The sequence below is a fragment of the Xanthomonas sp. WHRI 1810A genome, assembly GCF_040202885.1.
Lineage (GTDB): Bacteria > Pseudomonadota > Gammaproteobacteria > Pseudomonadales > Pseudomonadaceae > Aquipseudomonas.
This window is the reverse complement of the sequence record NZ_JBEGED010000003.1, coordinates 1-25531: the sequence shown is the minus strand read 5'-3', so window position 1 is coordinate 25531 and position 25531 is coordinate 1. Positions and strand designations below refer to the sequence as shown.

At 60.3% G+C, this 25531-nt stretch carries 20 protein-coding genes; 17 read left to right on the top strand and 3 right to left on the bottom strand.

Annotated elements, in window-relative coordinates:
* Window positions 1-57 precede the first annotated feature (57 nt).
* The 3 genes from rpmE to ABQX22_RS06170 all read left to right on the top strand — a co-directional run bounded on the left by rpmE (window position 58) and on the right by ABQX22_RS06170 (window position 2560).
* Window positions 58-288, top strand: a complete 231-nt coding sequence (gene rpmE / locus ABQX22_RS06180; protein ID WP_255881157.1) for a 50S ribosomal protein L31 — start codon at window positions 58-60, stop codon at window positions 286-288.
* Between the two features lie 23 nt (window positions 289-311).
* Window positions 312-1115 carry a thermonuclease family protein gene (locus ABQX22_RS06175; RefSeq protein ID WP_349797572.1) on the top strand — a complete coding sequence of 268 codons (804 nt, stop codon included), beginning with the start codon at window positions 312-314 and terminating at the stop codon, window positions 1113-1115.
* 176 nt (window positions 1116-1291) lie between these two features.
* Complete coding sequence (locus tag ABQX22_RS06170; RefSeq protein WP_349797570.1) at window positions 1292-2560, top strand: malic enzyme-like NAD(P)-binding protein; 1269 nt, start codon at window positions 1292-1294, stop codon at window positions 2558-2560.
* Window positions 2561-2725: 165 nt separating this feature from the next.
* On the opposite strand, the gene ABQX22_RS06165 is transcribed toward ABQX22_RS06170, so the two are convergent.
* Entirely contained in the window at window positions 2726-5203 is a 2478-nt protein-coding gene (locus ABQX22_RS06165) for a penicillin-binding protein 1A (protein WP_349797568.1), read from the bottom strand.
* 206 nt (window positions 5204-5409) lie between these two features.
* Between ABQX22_RS06165 and ABQX22_RS06160 the strand changes: the two genes are divergently transcribed.
* The 12 genes from ABQX22_RS06160 (at window position 5410) to hemE (ending at window position 22333) form a co-directional block, all read left to right on the top strand.
* On the top strand, window positions 5410-6474 hold the full coding sequence (locus ABQX22_RS06160; protein WP_349797566.1) for a pilus assembly protein PilM: 1065 nt from the start codon (window positions 5410-5412) through the stop codon (window positions 6472-6474).
* Window positions 6474-7040: a PilN domain-containing protein gene (locus ABQX22_RS06155; protein WP_349797564.1), complete on the top strand. Its 567-nt coding sequence runs from the start codon at window positions 6474-6476 to the stop codon at window positions 7038-7040. Before ABQX22_RS06160 ends, ABQX22_RS06155 begins: the two co-directional genes overlap by 1 nt.
* Window positions 7037-7660 (top strand): type 4a pilus biogenesis protein PilO, encoded by a 624-nt coding sequence (pilO, locus tag ABQX22_RS06150; RefSeq protein ID WP_349797562.1) that lies wholly within the window; start codon window positions 7037-7039, stop codon window positions 7658-7660. Before ABQX22_RS06155 ends, pilO begins: the two co-directional genes overlap by 4 nt.
* A gap of 35 nt (window positions 7661-7695) precedes the next feature.
* A complete protein-coding gene (gene pilP, locus ABQX22_RS06145; protein ID WP_349798140.1) occupies window positions 7696-8184 on the top strand; it encodes a type 4a pilus biogenesis lipoprotein PilP in 489 nt (162 codons plus the stop codon).
* A gap of 53 nt (window positions 8185-8237) precedes the next feature.
* Entirely contained in the window at window positions 8238-10340 is a 2103-nt protein-coding gene (pilQ, locus tag ABQX22_RS06140) for a type IV pilus secretin PilQ (RefSeq protein ID WP_349797560.1), read from the top strand.
* 4 nt (window positions 10341-10344) lie between these two features.
* The gene (aroK, locus tag ABQX22_RS06135; RefSeq protein WP_441005246.1) at window positions 10345-10863 is read left to right on the top strand and encodes a shikimate kinase AroK; all 519 of its coding nucleotides are present in this window, start codon (window positions 10345-10347) and stop codon (window positions 10861-10863) included.
* 132 nt (window positions 10864-10995) lie between these two features.
* Window positions 10996-12099, top strand: a complete 1104-nt coding sequence (gene aroB, locus ABQX22_RS06130; protein ID WP_349797558.1) for a 3-dehydroquinate synthase — start codon at window positions 10996-10998, stop codon at window positions 12097-12099.
* A gap of 10 nt (window positions 12100-12109) precedes the next feature.
* Window positions 12110-13717, top strand: coding sequence for an AAA family ATPase (locus ABQX22_RS06125; protein ID WP_349797556.1), 1608 nt, complete (start codon window positions 12110-12112; stop codon window positions 13715-13717).
* Window positions 13718-14072: 355 nt separating this feature from the next.
* Window positions 14073-18521, top strand: coding sequence for a glutamate synthase large subunit (gltB, locus tag ABQX22_RS06120; RefSeq protein ID WP_349797554.1), 4449 nt, complete (start codon window positions 14073-14075; stop codon window positions 18519-18521).
* Window positions 18522-18657: 136 nt separating this feature from the next.
* Window positions 18658-20076 carry an FAD-dependent oxidoreductase gene (locus tag ABQX22_RS06115; protein WP_349797552.1) on the top strand — a complete coding sequence of 473 codons (1419 nt, stop codon included), beginning with the start codon at window positions 18658-18660 and terminating at the stop codon, window positions 20074-20076.
* A gap of 285 nt (window positions 20077-20361) precedes the next feature.
* Window positions 20362-21126 carry a S1 family peptidase gene (locus ABQX22_RS06110; RefSeq protein ID WP_349797550.1) on the top strand — a complete coding sequence of 255 codons (765 nt, stop codon included), beginning with the start codon at window positions 20362-20364 and terminating at the stop codon, window positions 21124-21126.
* A gap of 142 nt (window positions 21127-21268) precedes the next feature.
* Complete coding sequence (hemE, locus tag ABQX22_RS06105; RefSeq protein ID WP_349797548.1) at window positions 21269-22333, top strand: uroporphyrinogen decarboxylase; 1065 nt, start codon at window positions 21269-21271, stop codon at window positions 22331-22333.
* Window positions 22334-22400: 67 nt separating this feature from the next.
* Here hemE and ABQX22_RS06100 read toward each other — a convergent pair whose 3' ends face one another.
* Window positions 22401-22676 (bottom strand): HigA family addiction module antitoxin, encoded by a 276-nt coding sequence (locus ABQX22_RS06100; RefSeq protein WP_349798136.1) that lies wholly within the window; start codon window positions 22674-22676, stop codon window positions 22401-22403.
* A 169-nt stretch (window positions 22677-22845) separates the two neighbouring features.
* Complete coding sequence (locus tag ABQX22_RS06095; protein WP_349797546.1) at window positions 22846-24120, bottom strand: MFS transporter; 1275 nt, start codon at window positions 24118-24120, stop codon at window positions 22846-22848.
* Window positions 24121-24236: 116 nt separating this feature from the next.
* Here ABQX22_RS06095 and ABQX22_RS06090 point away from each other — a divergent pair, with 116 nt between their 5' ends.
* Window positions 24237-25127, top strand: coding sequence for a LysR family transcriptional regulator (locus tag ABQX22_RS06090; RefSeq protein ID WP_349797544.1), 891 nt, complete (start codon window positions 24237-24239; stop codon window positions 25125-25127).
* A gap of 170 nt (window positions 25128-25297) precedes the next feature.
* On the top strand, window positions 25298-25531 hold a 234-nt coding region (locus ABQX22_RS06085; protein ID WP_349797542.1), incomplete at its 3' end, for a transposase.

The window sequence follows — 25531 nt, the reverse complement described above, 5'->3', positions numbered from 1 at the left end:
CCGTGCGGTATTCAACAATAGTGTTGGGTGGCGGCACGATAGCCTGAGGAAGTATCCATGAAAGCTGATATCCATCCAGTTTACGAAGCCATTGACGCAACCTGCAGCTGCGGCAATGTCATCAAAACCCGTTCCACACTGGCCAAGCCTCTGAGCCTGGACGTGTGCAATGAGTGCCACCCGTTCTACACCGGCAAGCAAAAGACTCTGGACGTTGGCGGTCGTGTCGACAAGTTCAAGTCGCGTTTCGGTGCTTTCGGCGCAACCAAAGCTCCTGCTGCAGAGTAAGGTTGGTCGTTCTGGAGTTTCCAATGGGTTTCTCCAGGCTGCTTAAAAAGGCGTCCCTCGCGGGCGCCTTTTTTATGTCCGCGATTTGGCTTCAGGCGGCTCATGCCCTGTGTCCAGCCCCAGCGTCGCTGCCGGTCGCGCACGTGCAGCGCGTGGTGGATGGCGACACGGTACGTCTCGCTGACGGGCGCAGCGTTCGCATGGTCGGCATCAATGCCCCGGAAACCGGGAAGAAGGGTCAGACGGCTCAGCCATTCGCCGACGCCGCAAAGCGTCGTCTGCAAACCCTGGTGGACCAGAGCGATGGACAGGTCGGGGTGCAGGTCGGCCAGCAAGCCACGGATCACTACGGTCGAACGCTCGCCAACCTGTATGGCCGCGACGGCGCCAATCTTGAGGCTCAATTGCTGGCCGAAGGCCTGGGTTATCTGGTCGCCGTGTCGCCGAATGTCGCGCTGGTGGATTGCCAGCAAGCGGCGGAAAAGACCGCGCGGCAGGCCGGGCTCGGGCTGTGGCGCAATCCGGCGGTCCAGACGCCCGATCAGATCGATAGCGGCGGCTTTGCGCTGGTTTCGGGTCGGGTGAGTAACGTGCAGCGCAACAAGGGTGGGGTCTGGATCGAATTCCAGGGTTCGCTCGTGCTGCGGATTGCTCCCCCGCTTGAAGATGCATTCGACACCGCTATGCTTCTGCGCCTGAAGGGGCAGCAGATTGAAGCGCGGGGCTGGATTGTGGATCGTTCGCGGCGAGGGGGCCTTACGCCCGGTCAACCACGGTGGATGATGCCTATCACCCATCCTGTCATGTTGAATACGAATTCACGTTAGATTGTAGACATTTTATAGTTGTATTGTAGACACTCTATCCCGTGTACTACGTGGCTCTACGCTAAAAGTCGTAGAGTCAGGCCCTTGACACCTGTGACTCATCGGTCTTGTTAGGACTTTGTGACTTGCGTATGCTCCTCGGTCCGTCTGTCCAACAGCTAAAGCGGAACGCCCTCATGTCAGATTTGAAAACTGCCGCTCTCGAATACCACGCCCATCCTCGTCCGGGGAAACTGAGCGTCGAACTCACCAAAGCCACCGCCACCGCGCGGGATCTGTCATTGGCTTACAGCCCGGGTGTTGCCGAGCCGGTCCGCGAAATCGCCCGCGACCCTGAGCTGGCGTACAAATACACCGGCAAGGGGAACCTGGTTGCGGTCATCTCCGACGGCACCGCGATTCTCGGCCTGGGTAACCTCGGCCCGCTGGCGTCCAAGCCTGTGATGGAAGGCAAGGGCGTGCTGTTCAAGCGCTTCGCCGGCATCGACGTGTTCGACATCGAAGTCGATTCCGAAAGCCCGCAAGCCTTCATCGACACCGTCAAGCGCATCTCCATTACCTTCGGCGGCATCAACCTGGAAGACATCAAGGCGCCTGAGTGCTTTGAGATCGAAAAGGCCCTGATCGAACAGTGCGACATCCCGGTGTTCCACGATGACCAGCACGGCACGGCCATCGTGACTGCCGCCGGCATGATCAACGCACTGGAAATCGCCGGCAAAACCCTGGAGTCGGCGAAGATCGTCTGCCTGGGCGCTGGCGCTGCGGCCATCTCCTGCATGAAGTTGCTGGTGAGCATGGGCGCGAAGATCGAAAACATCTTCATGATCGATCGCAGCGGTGTGGTCCACGCAGGCCGCACCGACCTGAACCAGTACAAGGCCCAGTTCGCGCATTCGACCGAGAAGCGTACCCTGGCTGACGCACTGGAAGGCGCTGACGTGTTCGTTGGCCTGTCCGGTCCGAACTTGTTGAGCGCTGAGGGCCTGAAATCCATGGGCGCCAACCCGATCGTGTTCGCCTGCTCGAACCCCGATCCGGAAATTGCCCCGGAACTGGCGCACGCCACCCGTGACGACGTGATCATGGCGACCGGCCGTTCGGACTATCCGAACCAGGTCAACAACGTGTTGGGCTTTCCGTTCATCTTCCGTGGCGCGCTGGACGTTCGCGCCAAGCGCATCAACGAAGAGATGAAGATCGCCGCCGCCAACGCCCTGCGCGAACTGGCCAAGCTGCCCGTGCCACAGGAAGTGTGCGACGCCTACGGTGGTATCAAGCTGGAATTCGGTCGTGAGTACATCATCCCGAAACCCATGGACAGCCGCCTGCTGGGCCTGATCTCTGATGCCGTTGCCAAGGCAGCCATCGAGACCGGTGTCGCGACCCTGCCGTATCCGAAACACTACCCGCTGACCAGCGTGGATGATGTGTTTAACGGCTAAAAGCAGTCGCCCATAAAAAACCCCGGCCAATAGCCGGGGTTTTTTATTGGGTGATGATGTGGCGAATGTAGGAGCGCGCTTGCCCGCGATGGCGTCAGCACATCCTTTAAAGATGGCGACTGACAGACCGCAATCGCGGGCAAGCGCGCTCCTACAGAGCGCAGGTCAGAACAGGTCTATCGGCGCGCCTTCGTCGGCTGGCAGCGGACTGCCCGGCGCAGGTGCGCCGCCCATCTCGTTCATGCTGGGTGGCGTGTCTTCGCTTTTGAACAGCTCGAAGAACGCGTTCGGCGTGCTTGGCGTTGCCGCACGGCCACTGATCGGGTCGACGCGCAGGCTCAGGATGCCGTCCGGCTCGGCCTGGACATGGGGCGGTTTGTCTTTCAGCGCGGCGCTCATGTAGCTCATCCAGATCGGCAGGGCGACGGTACCGCCAAATTCATGACGGCCCAGGCTCTCCGGTTGGTCGAAACCTGTCCAGACCGTGGTCACGTAATCGGCGTTGTAGCCGGTGAACCACGCATCCTTGGATTCGTTGGTGGTACCGGTCTTGCCGGCAATGTCCGGACGATTCATCGCCAGCGCCCGGCGGCCGGTGCCGCGCTTGATCACGTCCTGCAGCATGCTGTTGAGGATGTACGTCGTGCGGCCATCGACAATACGTTCGGCGACGGCGGGCGCAGGGGGCTCACCGGAGTCGGTCACGGCATTGGGCACGGTGTTGGCCGTCAGCGGTGGCGTCTGTGGCGCCGCGAACGTGGCGGTATCACTGGTGGCCGCCGCACTGACCGCTTTCGGATCGGGATCATTGGCTGGCACCGAAGGTGGGTTGGCCACAAACAGGGTCTTGCCTTCGCGGTCGTCAATTTTCTGGATCAGGTACGGCGTGACTTTGTAGCCACCGTTGGCGAACGCACTCCAGCCGCCGACAACTTCCATTGGCGTCAGCGTCGCGGTGCCCAGGGCCAGCGACAAGTTGCGCGGCAGGTCCTGTTTGTTGAAGCCGAAACGGGTGATGTAGTTGATCGCCGTGTCGATGCCCAGGCCCTGCAGCAAGCGAATGGAAACCAGGTTGCGCGACTTGTACAGCGCCTCACGCAAGCGGATCGGGCCGAGGAATGTGCCGGTGTCATTCTTCGGTCTCCATTCCTTGTCCACGGACTGGTCGACAAACACGATGGGCGCATCGTTTACCAGGCTGGCGGCGGTGTAGCCGTTGTCCAGCGCCGCAGAGTATAGGAACGGCTTGAAGCTTGAGCCCGGTTGACGCTTGGCCTGCATGGCGCGGTTGTAGTTGCTCTGCTCGAAGGCGAAACCGCCGACCAGCGCGCGAATGGCGCCGTTTTGCGGGTCGAGGGACACCAGCGCGCTCTGCGCAACGGGCATCTGGCTGAACCGCAGCGAGCTGTCGGCCTGGCGTTGTACGCGGATCAGATCGCCGACGTGTGCGACGTCGCTCGGCTGTTTCGGGTTGGCACCCAGGCTGTTGGTGTTCAGGTAGCTGCGCGCCCACTTCATGGTGTCCCAGGCAACCGTCTCTTCGCTCTCGCCGTTGTGCGTCAGCACGCGGATGCCTGTCTTGTCGACCTGGCTGACAATCGCCGGCTCCAGGCTGCTGATGGTCCGTTGCTTGGTCAGCTCCTGCACCCAGCCGTCGCGGGTCAGGCCAGGGAAGCGGCTTTCAGGCCCGCGATAGCCATGGCGCTGGTCATAATCGATCAGGCCGTTCTGCACCGCGGTGTTGGCGTTTTCCTGAAGATTGCTCGGCACGGTCGTGGTGACGCGGAAGCCCTCTGTATAGGCCTCGCTGCCATATCGGCCGACCATTTCAGCGCGAGCCATTTCAGCAATGTACGGCGCGTTAACTTCCGGACTCTGGACGTGGTAGCTGGCGTTGATCGGCTCGGCCAACGCCACCTGATAGGTGCTTTCGTCGATTTTCCCGAGCTTGTACATCCTGCCCAGAATCCAGTCGCGGCGCTCTTTGGCCCGGGTCGGGTTAGCCAACGGGTTGAAGCGTGAGGGTGCCTTGGGCAGGCCGGCAATCATGGCCATCTGCGCGACGCTCAGGTCGCGGATGGATTTGCCGTAATAAACCTGCGCCGCCGCTTCGATGCCGTAGGCGCGGTTACCCAGGTAGATCTTGTTGACGTACAACTCAAGGATCTCGTCCTTGGTAAGTTGGCGCTCGATTTGCAAGGCAAGAAGAATCTCGGTGGTTTTACGCGAGAAACTGCGCTCGCTCGTCAAAAAGTAGTTCTTGGCGACCTGCATGGTGATGGTGGAGCCGCCGGACTGAATATGGCCGCTCTTGACTAGCTGGCTGGCGGCGCGCATCAGGCTGCTGGGGTCGACGCCGTAGTGATTGGCGAAGTTGTCATCCTCCGCAGACAGCAGGGCATGAATGAAATTGGGCGGAATATCGGCGAAACGGATGGGAGAGCGGCGCATTTCGCCGAACTCGGCAATCAACTTGCCATCGCTGCTGAACACCCGCAGCGGAATTTGCAGTTGAATGTTCCTGAGCGCGTCCACGGAGGGCAGGTTGGGCGCAAGGTAAAGGAAAGCGCCGCTCAGGCCGAGCAGAAGCCCGCAGACGATAGCGACGAATGACCACCAGAAAAACTTCAGCAGGCGTATCAAGGCTTTTGGATTTCCAGAAAAAAGAATGGGTTAAGCGCAGGCATTTACAAATGAACACGCCTTGAAGCTTCGGTACACGAAAAAAACGCTGGGCATTATAAGCATTTTTCGTCGTCGAGCGTTATTTGCGCTACTGTCAAGACTGCTGGCAGTGGCACCGGACAAAAAAACGCCCGTAAGTGGCGGAATCGCATAGGGAAACGGTTGTGTTCGAACTCTTCAGTAAGAAGGCCAACACCCTTCTAGGGATCGATATTAGCTCCACCTCGGTAAAACTCCTTGAGCTGAGTCGGTCAGGCACTCGTTATAAAGTTGAGTCTTACGCGGTTGAACCTCTCCCGGCCAACGCCGTGGTGGAAAAGAACATCGCTGACCTGGAAGGGGTCGGCAGTGCTTTGACGCGATTGCTGGCAAAAGCCAAGACAAATGTCAAAAACACGGCGGTTGCAGTTGCCGGTTCTGCCGTTATCACCAAAACCATCGAGATGGACGCCGGGCTTTCCGACGACGAACTGGAAAACCAGCTCAAGATCGAAGCCGACCAATACATCCCCTATCCGCTTGAAGAAGTCGCCATCGATTTTGAGGTGCAAGGCTACTCGGCGCGCAACCCCGAGCGAGTGGAAGTGCTGCTGGCGGCGTGCCGCAAGGAAAACGTCGAGGTCCGCGAAGCCGCGTTGGCCCTCGCAGGTCTGACCGCCAAGGTGGTGGATGTCGAAGCCTATGCGCTGGAGCGTTCTTTCGGCCTACTGTCTGCGCAACTGGGCCATGACCACGAACAGCTGACCGTGGCCGTGATCGACATCGGCGCCACCATGACCACCCTCAGCGTCCTGCACAACGGTCGCATCATCTATACCCGCGAACAGCTTTTTGGCGGTCGTCAGCTGACCGAGGAAATCCAGCGGCGTTATGGCTTGTCCGTGAACGAGGCGGGCCTGGCCAAAAAGCAGGGCGGTCTGCCGGATGACTACACGACTGAAGTCATGCAGCCGTTCAAGGAGGCCGTGGTTCAGCAGGTCTCGCGTTCGCTGCAATTCTTCTTTGCCGCCGGCCAGTACAACAGCGTGGACTACATCATGCTGGCGGGCGGAACCGCTTCCATCTCAGGGCTCGACCACCTGATCCAGCAACGCATCGGCACCCCGACCATGGTGGCCAACCCGTTTGCCGACATGGCGCTCAGCGCCAAGGTCAACGCAGGCGCCCTGGCCAGCGATGCCCCCGCGTTGATGATTGCGTGCGGCCTGGCGTTGAGGAGCTTCGATTAATGGCACGGATCAACCTTTTACCCTGGCGCGAACAGCTTCGCGAAGAACGCAAGAAGCGCTTTCTGACGGCATTGGTCGGTGTATTGATTGTGGGCGGCGGCGCTGTACTGCTGACGGATCAGTACATCAGCCGTGCAATCGCGCACCAGAACGCGCGCAATCAGTTCATCACCACCGAAATCGTCCAGCTCGATACGCGGATCAAGGAAATCAGCGAGCTCAAGGCGCGGCGCAAGCAATTGCTGGAGCGGATGAAGATCATCCAGGACCTGCAAGGCAACCGGCCGATCATTGGGCGCATTTTCGATCAGTTTGCGCGCACGTTGCCCGATGGCGTGTATTTCAGTGATGTGAAGATGACGGACAAACTCATCAGCATTGCAGGCTCCGCGGAATCGAATAACCGGGTCTCGGACCTGCTGCGTAACCTCGACGCCTCCGATTGGCTCGAAGCGCCGTCCCTGACGGAAGTCAAAGCCACCACCGCAGGCGCCGTGGATCAGGCCAACACCTTTCAGCTGACAGTCCGTCAGACGCAGCCCGCCGTTGAGGGAGCCAAGCCATGAGTGCTTCCGAGTGGATGGAAAGCCTGCGCAAGATCGACATCGGTGACCTGGACGTCAACAACCTGGGCTCTTGGCCTGCAGCGGTCAAAACCATCGCTGGCGTCCTGCTGATGGTGTTGGTGCTGGCCGGCGGTTACTTCTTCTATATTCAGGACATGCAGGCGCAACTGGATCAGGCGCGTGCCGAGGAAGTCGCTCTCAAGGAGCAGTTCTCCACCAAGGCCTTCCAGGCGGCCAACCTGCCGGCCTACAAGACCCAGATGACCGAAATGGAAAACACCTTCGGCGCGTTGTTGCGGCAGTTGCCCAGCGACACCGAAGTGCCGGGCCTGCTGGAAGACATTACCCGCACCGGGCTGGGCAGCGGGCTGGAGTTCGAAGAGATCAAATTGCTGCCGGAAGCGGCGCAGCAGTTTTACATTGAGCTGCCGATACAAATCACGGTGGTGGGCACGTATCACGACCTCGCCACGTTTGTCAGCGGCGTCGCCAGCCTGCCGCGGATCGTCACGCTGCATGATTTCGAAATCAAGCCGGCCGATCCCAAGTCACCTAATCAGCTGCGCATGAGCATTCTGGCTAAAACCTACCGTTACAACGATAAAGGACTGCAGAAATGAGTGCGGCGCGATGGTTGTGCGTCGGCGTGGCGTTCATGGTGCTGACGGGTTGCAACAACGAGAATGAGTACGGCGATTTGACTCAGTTCATGAATGATGTGCGCGCCCGGCCGGTGGGTACGATCGAGCCGCTGCCCAAATTTCGTGCGTACGAGGCCTTTACCTACTCGGCCTCAAACCTGCGCAGCCCGTTTCAGCCGCCGATCAAGGTCGACCTGACCCGGCGTCAAAAAGGCTCCTTGCTGGTCCAGCCCGACGTGACCCGGGCCAAGCAGTTCCTCGAAGGCTTCAACATCGAAACCTTCGAAATGGTCGGCACCATCAGCAACCCCTCCGGCACCTTCGCGTTGTTGCGCGGCGCGGGCGGGGTACACCGGGTAAAAGTCGGCGACTACGTGGGCCGCAACGACGGCCGGATCGTGGGCATCAGCGACTCGGCAGTAGAAGTGATTGAAATCGTTCCGGATGGAGAGGGCGCCTGGCTTGAGCGGCCGCGCAGCATTGCCCTCAAGGAACGCTCATGACAATGGCAAGCAAGCGAAACGCCTTCGGGTCAGCACAGTGGTGGAATTTGATCATGAACAGGATTCTTTCGATTATCGGCATATCGCTATGGATGGCGATGGTCTCGCCGGTTCTCCAGGCGGCCAACCTCAAAACCCTGGATGTCGCTGCGCTGCCGGGGGATCGGGTTGAATTGAAACTGTCCTTCGACGGTCCGGTGGCCGCGCCCCGTGCGTACACCACCGAACAGCCGGCGCGCATTGCGCTGGACCTGCCCGGCGTCACCAGCCAGTTGGCCGTCAAGAGTCGTGATCTGGGCACCGGCAACGCGCACAGCGTTGTGGTCGTCGAGGCTCAGGATCGCACGCGGGTGATCATCAACCTGACCGTGCTGGCGCCCTACAGCTCCCGGGTCGAAGGCAATAACCTGTTCGTCGTCATTGGCCAGGGCGCCGCCGCGGCTCAGGGTTCACAGCCAACGACAGCATTGGGTGCGCCCCGGGTCAGTGTTCCGCCGGCCTCGGCGAAAAGCGCGGCCAAGCCCTATGCCTCGTCCATCAAGAACTACGCACCCACCGCCAAAGCGGTCAGGAACGTCGATTTCCAGCGCGGCGAACTGGGTGAAGGCAACGTCGTCATCGAACTGAGTGAGGCCGGCATCGCGCCGGACATTCAGGAGAGTGGCGGCAAGATCCGTGTCGATTTCGCCAGAACCCAGTTGCCCGAGAAATTGCGCGTGCGGCTGGACGTCAAGGATTTCGCCACGCCGGTGCAGTTCGTCAACGCCAGTGTCAGCGGGGACAAGGCCAGTATCCTGATCGAGCCTTCGGGCACCTTCGATTACTCGGCGTTCCAGACCGATAACAAGCTGACCATCAGCGTGCGGCCGCTCACCAACGAAGACCTTGACCGCCGCAACGCCGAGAAGCCGGTGTACACCGGCGAAAAACTCTCATTGAATTTCCAGGACATCGACGTGCGTTCGGTGCTCCAGGTGATTGCGGACTTCACCAACCTGAATCTGGTGGCCAGTGACACGGTTCAAGGCGGGATCACCCTGCGCCTGCAAAACGTGCCGTGGGATCAGGCGCTGGACCTGGTACTCAAGACCAAAGGCCTGGACAAGCGCAAGATCGGCAACGTTCTGCTGGTGGCGCCTGCGGATGAAATCGCCGCCCGCGAGCGCCAGGAACTCGAGTCGCTCAAGCAGATCGCTGAACTGGCGCCGCTGCGCCGTGAGCTGTTGCAGGTCAACTACGCCAAGGCGGCGGACATCGCCAAGCTGTTCCAGTCGGTGACCAGCGCAGAAGCCAAGGCCGATGAGCGCGGCTCGATCACCGTCGATGATCGCACCAACAACATCATTGCCTACCAGACCCAGGACCGCCTGGATGAGCTGCGCCGGATTGTCTCGCAACTGGACATCCCGGTGCGTCAGGTGATGATCGAGGCGCGCATCGTCGAAGCCAACGTTGATTACGACAAGGCACTGGGCGTGAGCTGGGGCGGGTCCGCCAATCGCGGCAATTTCACCGCCGGTGGTGGCGGCACCGTGACCGGTACGCCGGGTGCAGTGACCAACGCGCCTTATGTTGATCTGGGTGTGGCCAGTCCTACGTCATCGATTGGTCTGGGTTTCATCACCAACAACACAGTGCTGGACCTTGAATTGAGCGCCATGGAGAAATCCGGCAACGGCGAAATCGTTTCCCAGCCCAAGGTTGTGACCTCGGACAAAGAGACCGCCAAGATTCTCAAGGGTACGGAAGTGCCGTATCAGGAAGCCAGCTCCAGCGGTGCGACCTCGGTATCGTTCAAGGAGGCTTCGCTGTCGCTGGAAGTGACGCCGCAGATCACCCCGGACAACCGCATCATCATGGAGGTGAAGGTCACCAAGGATGAGCCGGACTATGTCAACACCGTCTTGGGTGTGCCACCGATCAGAAAGAACGAAGTCAACGCCAAGGTGCTGGTGGCCGACGGCGAAACCATCGTAATCGGTGGTGTGTTCTCCAATACGCAAAGTAAAGTCGTCGACAAAGTGCCATTTCTTGGCGATGTGCCGTATCTTGGCCGACTTTTCCGGCGCGATGTGGTTTCGGAGCAAAAATCCGAGCTGTTGGTGTTCCTTACCCCGCGTATCATGAACAACCAGGCGATTGCTGTGAGTCGTTGATTCTGTGCGAAATTTAATACTTGTAGGGCCGATGGGGGCTGGCAAAAGCACCATCGGCCGTTTGCTGGCCAAAGAGCTGCGCCTGCCGTTCAAGGATTCCGACAAGGAAATCGAATTGCGCACGGGCGCCAATATCCCGTGGATTTTCGATAAGGAAGGCGAAGCCGGCTTTCGTGACCGCGAGCAATCGATGATTGCCGAGCTGTGCGCGTGCGATGGCGTGGTACTGGCCACGGGTGGCGGCGCGGTGATGCGGGAAGAAAACCGCCGTGCGTTGCGTGCCGGTGGACGTGTGGTCTATCTGCATGCCTCGGTCGAGCAACAAGTTGGACGGACCGCACGCGATCGCAATCGCCCCCTGTTGCGCACGGCTGACCCGGCTCGCGTGCTGCGCGACCTGCTGACAATCCGTGATCCGCTTTACCGCGAAATCGCGGATGTCATCATCGAAACCGATGAGCGGCCGCCCCGGATGGTGGTTCTTGACATCCTCGCCCTGTTGGCCGAGCTTCCTCCCCGTTAAAGCGCAGACGGAAATGCGTTATCCTCGGCGACCATAAAAAGCAGGGTCGTCAAATGGCCTTGCGCCATTGCCTGTGCCGACACATGAAAACGTGCGCACAGACGTCCAAATCGTTGAACAGCGTGGGAACACATGCAGACACTTAACGTCGAGCTTGGCGAGCGCAGCTACCCGATTCATATCGGCGAAGGCTTGTTGGACCGGCCAGAACTCTTGAAGCCGTACATCGCCGGACGCCAGGTGGCGATAGTCTCCAATGCGACGGTTGCCCCCCTTTATCTGGAGCGGTTGACCAAGACGCTTGAGGGTTACAACGTGCTGCCCATCGTGCTGCCCGATGGCGAAGCCTTCAAGAACTGGGAAACCCTGCAGCTTATTTTCGATGCGCTGCTGACTGCCCGCCACGACCGTAGAACGACGGTCATCGCGCTGGGCGGCGGCGTCATCGGTGACATGGCCGGTTTTGCCGCTGCCTGTTATCAGCGGGGCGTCGATTTCATCCAGATCCCTACCACCTTGCTCTCTCAGGTCGATTCGTCGGTGGGTGGCAAGACCGGTATCAATCACCCGCTGGGCAAAAACATGGTCGGCGCGTTTTATCAGCCCCAGGCCGTACTGATCGACACCCAGTCGCTCAATACGCTGCCGCCCCGCGAGCTGTCTGCCGGGTTGGCGGAAGTCATCAAGTACGGTCTTATCTGCGACGAGCCTTTCCTGACCTGGCTTGAAGACAACATGGACAAGCTGCGCGCCCTGGATCAAGCCACGTTGACCGCCGCCATCGAGCGTTCCTGTGCTGCCAAAGCGGCGGTGGTCGGCGCCGATGAGCGTGAGTCCGGCGTGCGGGCCACCCTCAATCTGGGCCATACATTCGGCCACGCCATTGAAACCCACATGGGCTATGGCGTCTGGTTGCATGGCGAAGCGGTCGCCGCTGGTACGGTTATGGCGCTGGACATGTCGGCACGCCTGGGCTGGATCAGCCAGCAGGAACGTGATCGCGGGATTCGTCTGTTTCAGCGTGCCGGCTTGCCCGTGGTCCCGCCTGAAGAAATGACGCCCGAGCATTTCTACGAACACATGGCGATCGATAAGAAAGTGATCGATGGCCGTCTGCGTCTGGTCCTGCTGCGCCGGATGGGCGAAGCGGTCATCACCGACGGATATCCAAAAGAAGTACTACAGGCCACACTGGCTGCGGACTACCGCAGTCTGGTGGATCAGCTCAGAGGTTAATGAAAAATCCATGACTAGTTTGCACGCCGATGAGGCCTTCCTCGGTCATTACCAGTTGAGTCATGACCCCTTTGCCACTCGGGTCCCGGGCTTCAAGTTTTTCCCCGCCCAGCGCAAACCGGTGCTGGGTCAGCTTCACCATCTGGCTCGCTACAGCGAGTTGCTGCTGGTCGTCACGGGCCCGCACGGCAGCGGCAAGACCCTGCTGCGTCAGGCTCTGGTGGCCAGCACCAACAAGCAGTCGGTGCAGAGCGTGGTGGTTTCAGCGCGCGGCGCAGGCGATGCGTCGGGTGTGTTGCGTCAGGTCGCCCAGGCATTGAACGTCGCTCAGCCGGAAATGCACGGGATCCTGTCGCAGGTCGTGCAACTGGCGCTGACCGGACAAGAAGTCTACATACTGGTCGATGATGCCGAACAACTCGGCGAATCCGCACTCGAAGCGTTGTTGGGATTGGCGGCGGGCACTCCGGAAGGGCGTCCGCATGTCTTCCTGTTCGGCGAGGCCTCGATCATTGATCGCCTGGATCAGCTCTGCGCTGAGACGGGCACAGAAGAAGAACGCTTCCACGTTATCGAGCTTGCTCCGTACGCCGAAGAAGAAACCCGTGAATATCTGGCTCAGCGACTGGAAGGTGCCGGACAAGGCATTGAAGTGTTCAGCGCCGAGCAGATTGCCGATATTCACGAACAATCCGGTGGATGGCCGGGCGCGATTAACCAGGTCGCCCGCGATTCGATGATCGAAGCCATGATCGCCAGCCGCTCTGCGGTCAAGCGTCCAAGTATGGGGTTCAAAATGCCTAAGAAACATGTGTTGGCTTTAGGGGGGGTTGTAGTAGCAGCGTTGCTCGCTGCATGGCTGATTCCGGGTCACAACAGCACGCCAACCGCACCGGCCAACTCACAGGCGCAACTGCCTCTGGGTCAGGGCGAAGTGCCTGCACAGAAATCCAACAACGGCGGGCCGGCTATCGAGTTCGCGGGTAACTCCCAGCCGATGCCGCTGCCGATGAACGGCTCGCCGGTCACGCGCAGTCCGCTGGCCGAGGCTGCCGGGGCAGGCGAAGGTGATGGAGAGGATGGCGGCGCGATGTCCGATCAACCGCTGCAGCCACCGACCGTGACCACCACCGCGCCGCCAGCCGGCGTATCGCCAGGGCCTGCGCCAACGCCGGCACCGCGCGCTGCCGCCGCTGCACCCAAGCCGGCCGTTACCCCGGCTGCACCTGCGGCCAAGCCTGCGCCGGCGCCGGCTCAGGTCGCGACCGCCAAGCCAGCACCAAAGCCTGCTGAAAAACCTGCCGCCGCAGCAGCAGCAGCGGGTGGCACAGGCAGCGGTTGGTACTCGGGCCAGGCAGCCACTCACTACGTGGTGCAGATTCTCGGCACCAGTTCTGAAGCCACGGCCCAGGCCTACGTGAAAGAGCAAGGCGGCGAATACCGTTATTTCAAAAAGAGTCTGCAGGGCAAACCCCTGTATGTCGTGACCTACGGCAGCTTTGCTGATCGCAATGCCGCACTCGCCGCTATCAAGGTCTTGCCAGCCAAGGTTCAGGCTGGTAAACCTTGGCCTCGTACTGTCGGCAGTATCCAACAGGAACTCGCCACAACTCGCTGATCACGCAGCGACCCTATCCGGGTCGCTCGGTTGGCTCCCGATGTTCGACAAGGCGTGCTGCCTGATACGCAGCGCGCCTTGTGGTGTCTGCGTCACAGACACTCGTTGAGCTTCAGGTTCGCTCCAGTCAGGCTCGCAAAACGCGCTGGCTAGCACGAGAATCGCTTTAAAACCTTTCACAAATGCGACATAAATTTGCGGTGTTTCGTCGCCAAATTTGTGAGGCTTTGTGTCGGTGTGTACAATGACCTCCCTTTTGCTCCCGCGAAGCTGGCGTTCGTTCAGCGTGGAAGGTAACTGGCTGAATTGAAAAGAAATTTGCCTCTAAAAGAGGCAGCCTGGTGAGAATGTGTCTATGAAAGCAGGTCTGTATCGTCCAGAAGAATTCAAGGATAACTGTGGCTTCGGCCTTATCGCTCATATGCAAGGCGAGCCCAGTCATCACCTGTTGCAGACGGCTATCGAAGCCCTGACCTGCATGACCCACCGTGGTGGGATCAACGCCGACGGCAAGACCGGTGACGGTTGCGGGCTGTTGATGCAGAAACCCGATACGTTCCTGCGCGCCGTGGCCCAAGACCACTTCGGCGTCGAGCTGCCCCGCCAGTATTGCGTGGGCATGGTGTTCCTGAACCAGGATGACGCCCGCGCTGAAGCGGCCCGCGAGAACATGAATCGCGAAATCCTCGCCGCCGGCCTGACCCTGATCGGCTGGCGCGAAGTGCCAATCGACACCAGCGTGCTCGGCCGTCTGGCGCTGGAGCGTCTGCCCAAGATCGAACAGGTGTTCATCGGTGGCGATGGCCTGAGCGATCAGGAATTCGCGATCAAGCTGTTCAGCGCCCGTCGCCGTTCGTCCGTCTCCAACGCGGAAGATACCGATCACTACATCTGCAGCTTTTCGCACAAGACCATCATCTATAAAGGCCTGATGATGCCGCGTGACCTCACGGCATTTTTCCCGGACCTGAGCGATGAGCGCCTGCAAACCGCCATCTGCGTGTTCCACCAGCGTTTCTCCACCAACACCCTGCCGAAATGGCCGCTGGCTCAGCCGTTCCGGTTTCTCGCCCACAACGGCGAGATCAACACCATCACCGGCAACCGTAACTGGGCTCAGGCCCGTCGCACCAAGTTCGCCAACGAACTGATTCCGGATCTGGAAGAGTTGGGCCCGCTGGTCAACCGCGTGGGCTCGGACTCCTCGAGCATGGACAACATGCTGGAGCTGATGGTCACCGGCGGCATCGACCTGTTCCGTGGCGTGCGCATGCTGGTGCCGCCTGCGTGGCAGAACGTTGAAACCATGGACCCGGATCTGCGGGCGTTCTATGAATTCAACTCCATGCACATGGAACCGTGGGATGGCCCGGCTGGCATCGTGATGACCGAAGGTCGCCACGCCGTCTGCCTGCTCGACCGCAACGGTCTGCGCCCGGCGCGCTGGGTCACCACCAAAAACGGCTACATCACCCTGGCGTCGGAAATCGGCGTGTGGAACTACAAGCCTGAAGACGTCATCGCCAAGGGCCGCGTCGGGCCGGGGCAGATTTTTGCCGTGGACACCGAGACCGGTCAGATCCTCGACACCGATGCCATCGACAGCCGCCTGAAGTCGCGTCACCCGTATAAGCAGTGGCTGCGCAAGAATGCCTTGCGTATCCAGGCCACGCTGGAAGACCACGACCACGGTTCGGCGTTTTACACTGCCGACCAGCTCAAGCAGTACATGAAGATGTATCAGGTCACGTTCGAAGAGCGTGATCAGGTGCTGCGTCCATTGGGCGAGCAAGGCCAGGAAGCCGTGGGCTCCATGGGTGACGACACGCCGATGGCCGTGCTGTCGCGCCGGGTGCGCACGCCGTACGACTATTTCCGCCAGCAGTTCGCGCAGGTGACCAACCCGCCTATCGATCCGCTGCGCGAAGCCATCGTCATGTCGCTGGAAATCTGCCTCGGTGCCGAGCGCAATATTTTCCAGGAGTCGCCGGAGCACGCTTCGCGCGTGATCCTCAGTTCGCCGGTCATTTCCCCGGCCAAGTGGCGTTCGCTGATGAGCCTGGAGCGTCCGGGCTTTGAACGTCAGATCATCGACCTGAACTACGACGAAAGCGTCGGCCTGGAAGCGGCGGTGCGCAACATCGCCGATCAGGCGGAAGAGGCCGCGCGCTCCGGCAAGACCCAGATCGTCCTGACCGACCGTCACATTGCGCCGGGCAAACTGCCGGTGCATGCCTCGCTGGCGACCGGTGCGGTGCATCACCGCCTGACCGAAAAAGGCCTGCGCTGCGACAGCAACATCCTGGTCGAGACCGCGACAGCCCGCGATCCGCACCACTTTGCCGTGCTGATCGGCTTTGGCGCGTCGGCGGTGTATCCGTTCCTGGCGTACGAAGTGCTGGGCGATTTGATCCGCACCGGCGAAGTGCTGGGCGATCTGTACGAAGTCTTCAAGAACTACCGCAAAGGCATCACCAAAGGCCTGCTCAAGATTCTGTCGAAGATGGGCATCTCGACCATCGCCTCGTATCGCGGTGCGCAGCTGTTCGAGGCCATCGGCCTGTCCGAAGCAGTCTGCGACCTGTGCTTCCGGGGCGTGCCGAGCCGCATCAAGGGCGCGCGCTTCGTCGACCTCGAAGCCGAACAGAAGCTGCTGTCCGCTGAAGCCTGGAGTCCGCGCAAGCCGATCCAGCAAGGCGGTCTGCTGAAGTTCGTCTACGGCGGCGAATACCACGCCTACAACCCTGACGTGGTGGCGACGCTGCAAGCTGCCGTGCAGCAGGGCGACTACAGCAAATTCAAGGAATACACCGCGCTGGTGGACAACCGTCCGGTGTCGATGATTCGTGACCTGTTCAAGGTCAAGGAGCTCGACACGGCCTTGTCGATGGATGAGATCGAGCCGCTGGAGATGATCCTCAAGCGCTTCGACTCGGCGGGCATCTCGCTGGGCGCATTGTCGCCGGAAGCACACGAAGCGCTGGCCGAGGCCATGAACCGCCTGGGCGCACGTTCGAACTCGGGCGAGGGCGGTGAAGACCCGGCGCGTTACGGCACCATCCGCAGCTCCAAGATCAAGCAGATCGCGACCGGTCGTTTCGGTGTGACACCTGAGTACCTGGTCAACGCCGACGTGCTGCAGATCAAGGTCGCGCAGGGCGCCAAGCCGGGCGAGGGCGGTCAACTGCCAGGCGGCAAGGTCAACGGCCTGATTGCCAAGCTGCGTTATGCGGTGCCTGGCGTGACGCTGATCTCGCCGCCGCCGCACCACGACATCTACTCCATCGAGGATTTGTCGCAGCTGATTTTCGACCTCAAGCAGGTCAATCCTGAGGCGCTGGTCTCGGTGAAACTGGTGGCAGAGGCCGGTGTGGGCACCATTGCCGCCGGTGTGGCCAAGGCCTATGCCGACCTCATCACCATTTCCGGCTACGACGGCGGCACCGGCGCATCGCCCTTGTCGTCGATCAAATACGCCGGTTCGCCGTGGGAAATCGGCCTGGCCGAAACCCACCAGACCCTGCGCGGCAACGACCTGCGCGGCAAGGTTCGGGTGCAGACTGATGGTGGTCTGAAAACCGGTCTGGACGTCATCAAGGCGGCGATTCTCGGCGCCGAAAGCTTCGGCTTCGGCACCGCGCCGATGATCGCCCTGGGCTGCAAATACCTGCGTATCTGCCACCTGAACAACTGCGCCACCGGCGTTGCGACCCAGAACGAGAAGCTGCGCAAAGACCACTACATCGGCACTGTCGACATGGTGATCAACTTCTTCACCTACGTGGCTGAAGAGACCCGCGAGTGGCTGGCGCGTCTGGGCGTGCGTTCGCTGGAGCAACTGATCGGCCGCACCGACCTGCTGGAAATCCTGCCGGGCGAAACCGCCAAGCAGCAGCATCTGGACCTGACGCCATTGTTGGGCAGCGACCATATCCCGGCGGACAAACCGCAGTTCAGTCAGGTTGACCGCAACCCGCCCTTCGACAAAGGCCTGATGGCCGAGAAGATGGTCGAGCTGGCGAAGGCTGCCATCGTCGCCAAGAGCGGCGGCGATTACTCGATGGACATCTGCAACTGCGACCGCTCCATCGGTGCGCGTATTTCCGGCGAGATCGCCAAACTGCACGGCAACCAGGGCATGAACGACGCCCCGGTGACCTTCCGCTTCACCGGGACTGCCGGCCAGAGCTTTGGCGTGTGGAACGCCGGTGGCCTGAACATGTACCTGGAAGGCGATGCTAACGACTACGTCGGCAAGGGCATGACCGCGGGCAAACTGGTGATCGTGCCGCCTAAAGGCAGCCCGTTCAAAACCCAGGACACCGCGATCATCGGCAACACCTGCCTGTACGGCGCAACCGGCGGCAAGCTGTTTGCGGCGGGCACGGCGGGCGAGCGGTTCGCTGTGCGTAACTCCGGGGCTCACACCGTGGTGGAAGGCACAGGCGACCACTGCTGCGAATACATGACCGGTGGTTTCGTCTGCGTGCTGGGCAAGACCGGCCATAACTTCGGTTCCGGGATGACCGGCGGTTTCGCCTACGTGCTCGACCAGGACAACACCTTCGTTGACCGGGTCAATCACGAGCTGGTTGAAATCCAGCGTATCAGCGGGGAAGCGATGGAGTCCTATCGCAACCATTTGGAACATGTGCTGGCCGAATACGTGGAAGAAACCGACAGCGAATGGGGCCGAAACCTCTGGGAAAACCTGGACGACTACCTGCGCCGCTTCTGGCTGGTCAAGCCGAAGGCCGCCAGCCTCAAATCTTTGCTGTCGAGTACCCGCGCTAACCCGCAGTAACGGCCTGGCGGCAGCTTCAAGCGACAAGCTTCAAGCTGCAAGCCACGGCGGTACGCGGTGTCAGGGATAAATATGATTGCTTCAAGCTTGAAGCTTGGGGCTTGCAGCTTATAGCTGCGTCTAGAGGTTCTAGAGAATGGCCGAACGTCTCAGTAACGACTTTCAATTCCTCGATGTCGGGCGCAAAGACCCGAAGAAGAAGCTGTTGCGCCAGCGCAAGAAGGAGTTCGTGGAGATCTACGAACCTTTCAAGCCTCAGCATTCCGCCGATCAGGCGCATCGCTGCCTGGGTTGCGGCAACCCGTACTGTGAGTGGAAGTGCCCGGTGCACAACTTCATTCCCAACTGGCTGAAGCTGGTGGCGGAGGGCAACATCCTGGCCGCCGCCGAGCTGTCGCACCAGACCAACACCCTGCCGGAAGTCTGCGGCCGCGTGTGCCCGCAGGACCGTCTGTGTGAAGGCGCGTGCACGCTGAACGACGGATTCGGCGCAGTGACCATCGGTTCGGTCGAGAAATACATCACCGACACCGCCTTCGCCATGGGCTGGCGTCCGGACATGTCGCGTGTGGTGCCCAACGGCAAGCGCGTGGCAATCATCGGCGCGGGGCCTGCGGGCCTGGGCTGCGCCGACGTGCTGGTGCGTGGCGGCGTCAAGCCGGTGGTGTTCGACAAGAACCCGGAAATCGGCGGCCTGCTGACCTTCGGCATCCCCGAGTTCAAGCTCGAAAAAAGCGTGCTGAGCCACCGCCGTGACGTCTTCACCGGCATGGGCATCGAGTTCCGCCTCAACACCGAGATCGGCAAAGACATCAGCGTCGAGCAGCTGCTTGAAGAATACGATGCCGTGTTCATGGGCATGGGCACCTACACCTACATGAAGGGCGGCTTCCCGGGCGAAGACCTGCCGGGTGTGCACGACGCGCTCGATTTCCTGATCGCCAACGTCAACCGCAACATGGGCTTTGAAAAGGCGCCGGAAGACTTCGTCGACATGAAGGGCAAGAAGGTGGTGGTGCTGGGCGGTGGTGACACGGCGATGGACTGCAACCGCACGTCGATCCGCCAGGGCGCCCGCACGGTGACCTGTGCGTATCGTCGCGACGAAGAAAACATGCCGGGCTCGCGCAAGGAAGTGAAGAACGCCAAGGAAGAAGGCGTGCGGTTTCTCTACAACCGCCAGCCGATTGCCATCGTGGGCGAGGACAAGGTCGAAGGCGTCAAAGTGGTCGAGACCCGTCTCGGCGAGCCTGACGCACGCGGCCGTCGCAGCCCCGAGCCAATCCCGGGTTCCGAAGAGATCATCCCGGCTGATTCGGTGGTCATCGCCTTTGGTTTCCGCCCGAGCCCCGCGCCGTGGTTCGAACAGTTCAGCATCCAGACCGACGCCCAGGGTCGCGTCGTTGCCCCGGAACAGGGCAAGTTCAAGCACCAGACCAGCAACCCGAAAATCTTCGCCGGTGGCGACATGGTTCGCGGTTCCGACCTGGTCGTGACGGCCATCTTCGAAGGCCGTAACGCGGCTGAGGGGATTCTGGATTATCTGGAGGTCTGAGCCGACAGAAAAAAATCTGTGGGTAGGCCGCTTGTGCCCACCCACAGTCGTTTAGGTCACGCCAATACCTTCAGCGCCCTGCGCGCGATCAATCCCTCCTCCAGAATTTGCCTGCCTGCCCGCGCCTGCCGCAGTTCATATCAGCACTGTCATTTCTGACAGTTTCCAAATCTGCCGTCTTGGCGTGTAATTCAAACTGGTTCGCGGTCAGCGGACCGTTTTGTCTGATATGAAACGGAATGCCGGACAGATAATGGTCTGCCCGGCTGTAAACAGGGAGCAAATATGAACAGACATACAGGCTTTTTTGGCGTGGCAGTTTTATTGGGCGGATTGAGTGCCAGTGCTTTTGCTAGCGACGTTACAAAAATCGTGGGTGGTCAGCCAGCGGCCAAAGGTGAATATCCATTTTATGCGGCATTGGTCCTGGCAGATGGGTCGCACCTTTGTGGCGCTGCGCTGATTGCCCCCCGATGGGTATTGACGGCAGAGCACTGCATCCGAGGGCATTCACCCCATTCCGTGAGCATCGGGCTGGAACAGTATCGACCCGAGCTCATCGAGAAGGATCGTGTCGAGATTGAGGCGACCTTTGGCCATCCTGACTATGACAGCCAAGGGCAATTCGATATCGCCCTTGTCAAACTCAAGCGGCCAGCCAACAGCACATCTTTTCTCAAGCTCGACGGAATGGAGTCGCACATGGAGCCCGGGGCCGGTTATCCCGTAACCCTGATCGGTTTCGGCCGCACCGAGACGGGATACGGGCCTGACGTATTGTACGAAGGGCAGGGGCAGACGTTAGAGGTGCAACTTTGTATTGATGCACCGCCCGGCTTCCCGAGTACCAACTTCAATCCCGAAAATAATATCTGCGCCGGGTATAACCAGGCGCCAGGCGATTCGGGCGGGCCGCTGCTTTACAAGTCAGGTACCGAATACCTGGAAATCGGGTTGGTGAGCCGGTCGCTGTGGTTGAACGCAGGTCAATACACACGCGTTGGCTACTTCGCAGATTGGATAAAACAGACTCTTCAGGAAAATCCTTAGCTTTTGATCGGGTCTGGCGTGCTGCTACAGACGTCCTGTTCCACTGCGACAAATCGACCTGATAGATAAAAGGCACGGTACTTACCGTGCCTTTTGCGTTGGTGTCTGAGAAAATGCCCGCACTTTTTTTCCGGATGCTGCCATGACTGCCCTGAAGAACGACCGTTTCCTGCGTGCCCTGCAAAAGCAACCCGTCGATGTCACGCCTGTATGGATGATGCGTCAAGCCGGGCGCTACTTGCCGGAGTACCGCGCCAGTCGCGCGAAGGCGGGCGATTTCATGAGCCTGTGCATGAACCCGGAATTCGCCTGCGAAGTCACCCTGCAGCCGCTTGAGCGTTTCCCGCTGGACGCCGCAATCCTCTTTTCCGACATCCTCACCATTCCCGATGCCATGGGCCTGGGCCTGTACTTCGAGACCGGTGAAGGTCCGCGCTTCAAGAAAACCGTCACCACCCTGGCCGAAATCGAAGCGCTGCCGATCCCTGACGCTCAGAAAGACCTTGGCTACGTGATGGATGCCGTCAGCACCATCCGCCGTGAGCTCAACGGCCGTGTGCCCCTGATCGGTTTCTCCGGCAGCCCGTGGACGCTGGCTACGTACATGGTCGAAGGCGGGTCTTCCAAGGACCATCGCAAGTCCAAGGCCATGCTTTACGAAAACCCCCAGGCCATGCACCTGCTGTTGGACAAGCTGGCGCAGTCGGTCACGGCCTACCTCAACGGCCAGATCATGGCCGGCGCTCAGGCCGTGCAGATTTTCGACAGCTGGGGCGGCAGTCTCTCCGATGCGGCGTACCAGGAGTTCTCGCTGGCCTACATGCAGAAGATCGTCAACGGCCTGATTCGCGAGAACGACGGGCGCAAAGTGCCGGTCATCCTGTTTACCAAGGGCGGTGGTCAATGGCTGGAAAGCATGGCCGACACCGGTGCCGACGCGCTGGGTCTGGACTGGACCACCCCGATTGGCGACGCTCGCCGTCGCGTGGGCAATAAAGTCGCGCTGCAAGGCAACATGGACCCTTCCGTCCTCTACGCCAGCCCACAAGCGATTCGCGCCGAAGTGGCCCGTATCCTCAAAAGCTACGGCAGCGGCACCGGCCACGTCTTCAACCTCGGCCACGGCATCACCCCGGAAGTCGACCCGGCCCACGCCGGCGCCTTCATCGAAGCCGTGCACGAGATGTCGGCGCAGTATCACCAGTAAGCGCCAGAACCCAGACGCAAAAACGCCCGGCTTATGCCGGGCGTTTTGTTTGTGCTCAAAACTGTATTCAAGCGGCGACCAATCGCACGACCACCGGTTGATCTCTATGCTCTGCTTGCCAAAGATCGTGATTCATCTGTAGCCCCAGCCAAAATCGCGCAGTGCTCAAACCTGATCGTTCAAGTCGCACCGCAAGATCAGGACTGATAGGCGCTCTGCCGTTGATAACCCGCGACAGCATCTCTCGCGAGAAGGAAAGGCGACGAGCCATTTCAGCGATCTTGATGTCCAGCTCAGGCAACATGCTTTGCAGCATTTCGCCCGGATGCGGCGGATTGTGCATGTTCACAGCTGACTCCTGTCACTGGTTTTCTATTGACGGATCTTCTGTAGGAGCTGACGAGCCGGTGCGAGGCTGCGATTGCGGTGGGTCAGGCCGACCGCAATCGCAGCCTCGCATGAGCTCGTCAACTCCTACAATTTGTCTCTTTATAACCAAAAAATGTGCGTTATCAAACCTGCACATTCACCGCCAACGGCGGCACTTTCGCCAATTTCAGCGCGGCGCCCAGGGCGATGAGCAGCAGCACGCCGATGAAGATGCCAATGCCGTTCCAGCCGGCGTAGTGCCAGAACACGCCACCGCCGGTCCCGGCGACGCTGGAACCCACGTAGTAGCTGAACAGGTAAAGCGACGATGCCTGGCCCTTGGCTTTGATCGCGCGGCGGCCGATCCAGCTGCTGGCGACGGAGTGGGCGCCGAAGAAGCCGAAGGTGAACATCAGTACGCCGATGATGACGATGGCCAGCGGCGTGAACATCGTCAGTGCGACACCGGCCAGCATCAACACAATCACCGCCCACAACACATTGCGTCGGCCCAGTTGATCCGCCAGTGCGCCGATTTTCGCCGAGCTGTAGATGCCTGAGAGGTACACCACCGAAAACAGACCCACCACCGCCTGGCTCAGGTTGTAGGGATCGGCCAGCAGGCGATAGCCGATGTAGTTGAACAGCGTCACGAACGCGCCCATCAGCAGGAAGCCTTCCAGGAACAGCCACGGCAGACCGGCGTCGCGAAACTGCAGCACGAAGCCTTCCAGCAGGCTGCGCCCGTTCAGGGGCCTGGCCTGGAAGTTGCGCGAGGGCGGCAGAATTTTCCAGAACACCGTCGCCGCGCCCATCGCGATCAGCCCCATGATCAGCAGCGCGGTGTGCCAGCTGACGTAGTCGCTCAACACCCCGGTGATCACTCGGCCGCTCATCCCGCCAATCGCGTTGCCGCCGATGTACAGCCCCATGGCCAGACCAATGTGCTGCGGATGGATTTCTTCGCTGAGGTACGTCATCGCCACGGCCGCCAGCCCGCTGAGTGACAGCCCCACAAAGGCCCGGGCCACCAGCACGCCTTCCCAGGTCGGCATCAGGGCGCTGGCGATGGTGAACAGTGCGGCGGAAAACAGCGAGAACACCATCACTGACTTGCGCCCGAGGCGATCGGAAATCGGTCCGGTGATCAGCAGCCCAATGGCGAGCATCGCGGTGGAAACAGAAAGGATGAGGCTGCTTTGTGCCGCGTTGATGGAGAAGTCACGGGACAGCACAGGCATCATCGGCTGCACGCAGTAGAGCAGGGCAAACGTCGCGAAGCCGCCGGAGAACAACGCCAGTACGGTGCGCATGAACGCGGGGGTGTCTTTTTCGATGTACGAGTCGCCCAGCGGGATGGCGACGGTGACCTTGGCAGGGGCCGCGTCTTGCGAAGCGGGGGATACAGCAGTTTTCACGGTGAAACCTCAGGCGTGACTGAGCGGGCATGGGGAAAAGCATATAGCCGGCTAATGATTCTTTCCAATATATTGTTCGACCTGTTTGATTGGTTTTACGACCTAATGGAGAGGCCATGGAATTACGTCACTTGCGGTACTTCATTGCCGTGGCCGAGGAGCTGCATTTCGGGCGCGCTGCCAAGTTGCTGGGGATTTCCCAGCCACCGCTGAGCCAGCAGATTCAGGCGCTGGAGCAGACGTTGGGGGCGCGACTGTTCGAGCGCACCAATCGGCGCGTCGAACTCAGCGAGGCGGGGCGGCTGTTTCTCGACGAAGCGCGGTTGGTGCTGGCGCAAGTGGACAAAGCCGCAGATGTGGCCCGACGCGCGCAGTTGGGCGAGATCGGCGAATTGAAGATCGGCTTCACTGCGTCCGCGCCGTTCACCTCAAGTATCCCCCAGGCGATTTTCGCCTTTCGGCAGGCGTTCCCGTCGGTGCATCTGGCGTTGCAGGAAATGAGCAGCAAGGAAGTCGCCGAGCGCCTGGAGGAGCAGTCGATGCAAGTCGGCATCATGCGCCCGCTGCCGTTGCCCGATTCGCTGGTGGCGGTTGAACTGCTGCGCGAGCCGCTGGTGGCGATTATCCGGTCGGACCATCCCTTGGCCGTCGGCAGCGAAAAAGGCCTGCACCTGAAAAGCCTGGCCGCCGAGCCCTTCGTGTTTTTCCCTCGTTCATATGGAAGCGGGTTGTACGCACAGCTGCTGGACCTGGCACGGGAGGCGGGCTTCAGCCCGTTGATCACCCAGGAAGCCGGGGAGGCGATGACGATCATCGGCCTGGTGGCGGCGGGTCTTGGGGTGACGGTGTTGCCGGCGTCGTATCAGCGGATGCGGATCGACGGCGTGGTCTACCGGACGCTGCTGGACCCCGATGCCACCTCGGCGGTCTGGCTGGTGCAGCGCAAGGACCAGAAATCGCCGATGGCCAAAGCGTTTATCGAGCTGGTGACGCGCAAGGCTGGGTAAGCGATTTTCGAAAAACGTCCCGGCGATGAAATCGCCCTGTAGGAGCGAACTTGTTCGCGAAGCGTTCCGGCTGACATACCGCACTGGCCGCTTCGCCAACAAGTTGAACTGGCCTAATGATTCCGGACACCTCTTAAGGGCGATATCCTATCGCCCATATTGGAGGCGCCATGAAAGAACGAAATATTTACTCTCGCGAATTCAAGTTGCAAGCGGCCAGCATGGTGATTGATGAAGGCATGGCCGTGCCTGCGGTCTGTGAACTGCTGAACATTGGTCCCACCGCTTTGCGGCGTTGGGTCGAACAGGTTCGCAAGGAACGTGAGAGGCAGCCAGTCAAGGGCACCAAGGCCATTACCGAGGATCAGCGTCAGATTCAGGAACTCAAAGCCAAGGTAAAAAGG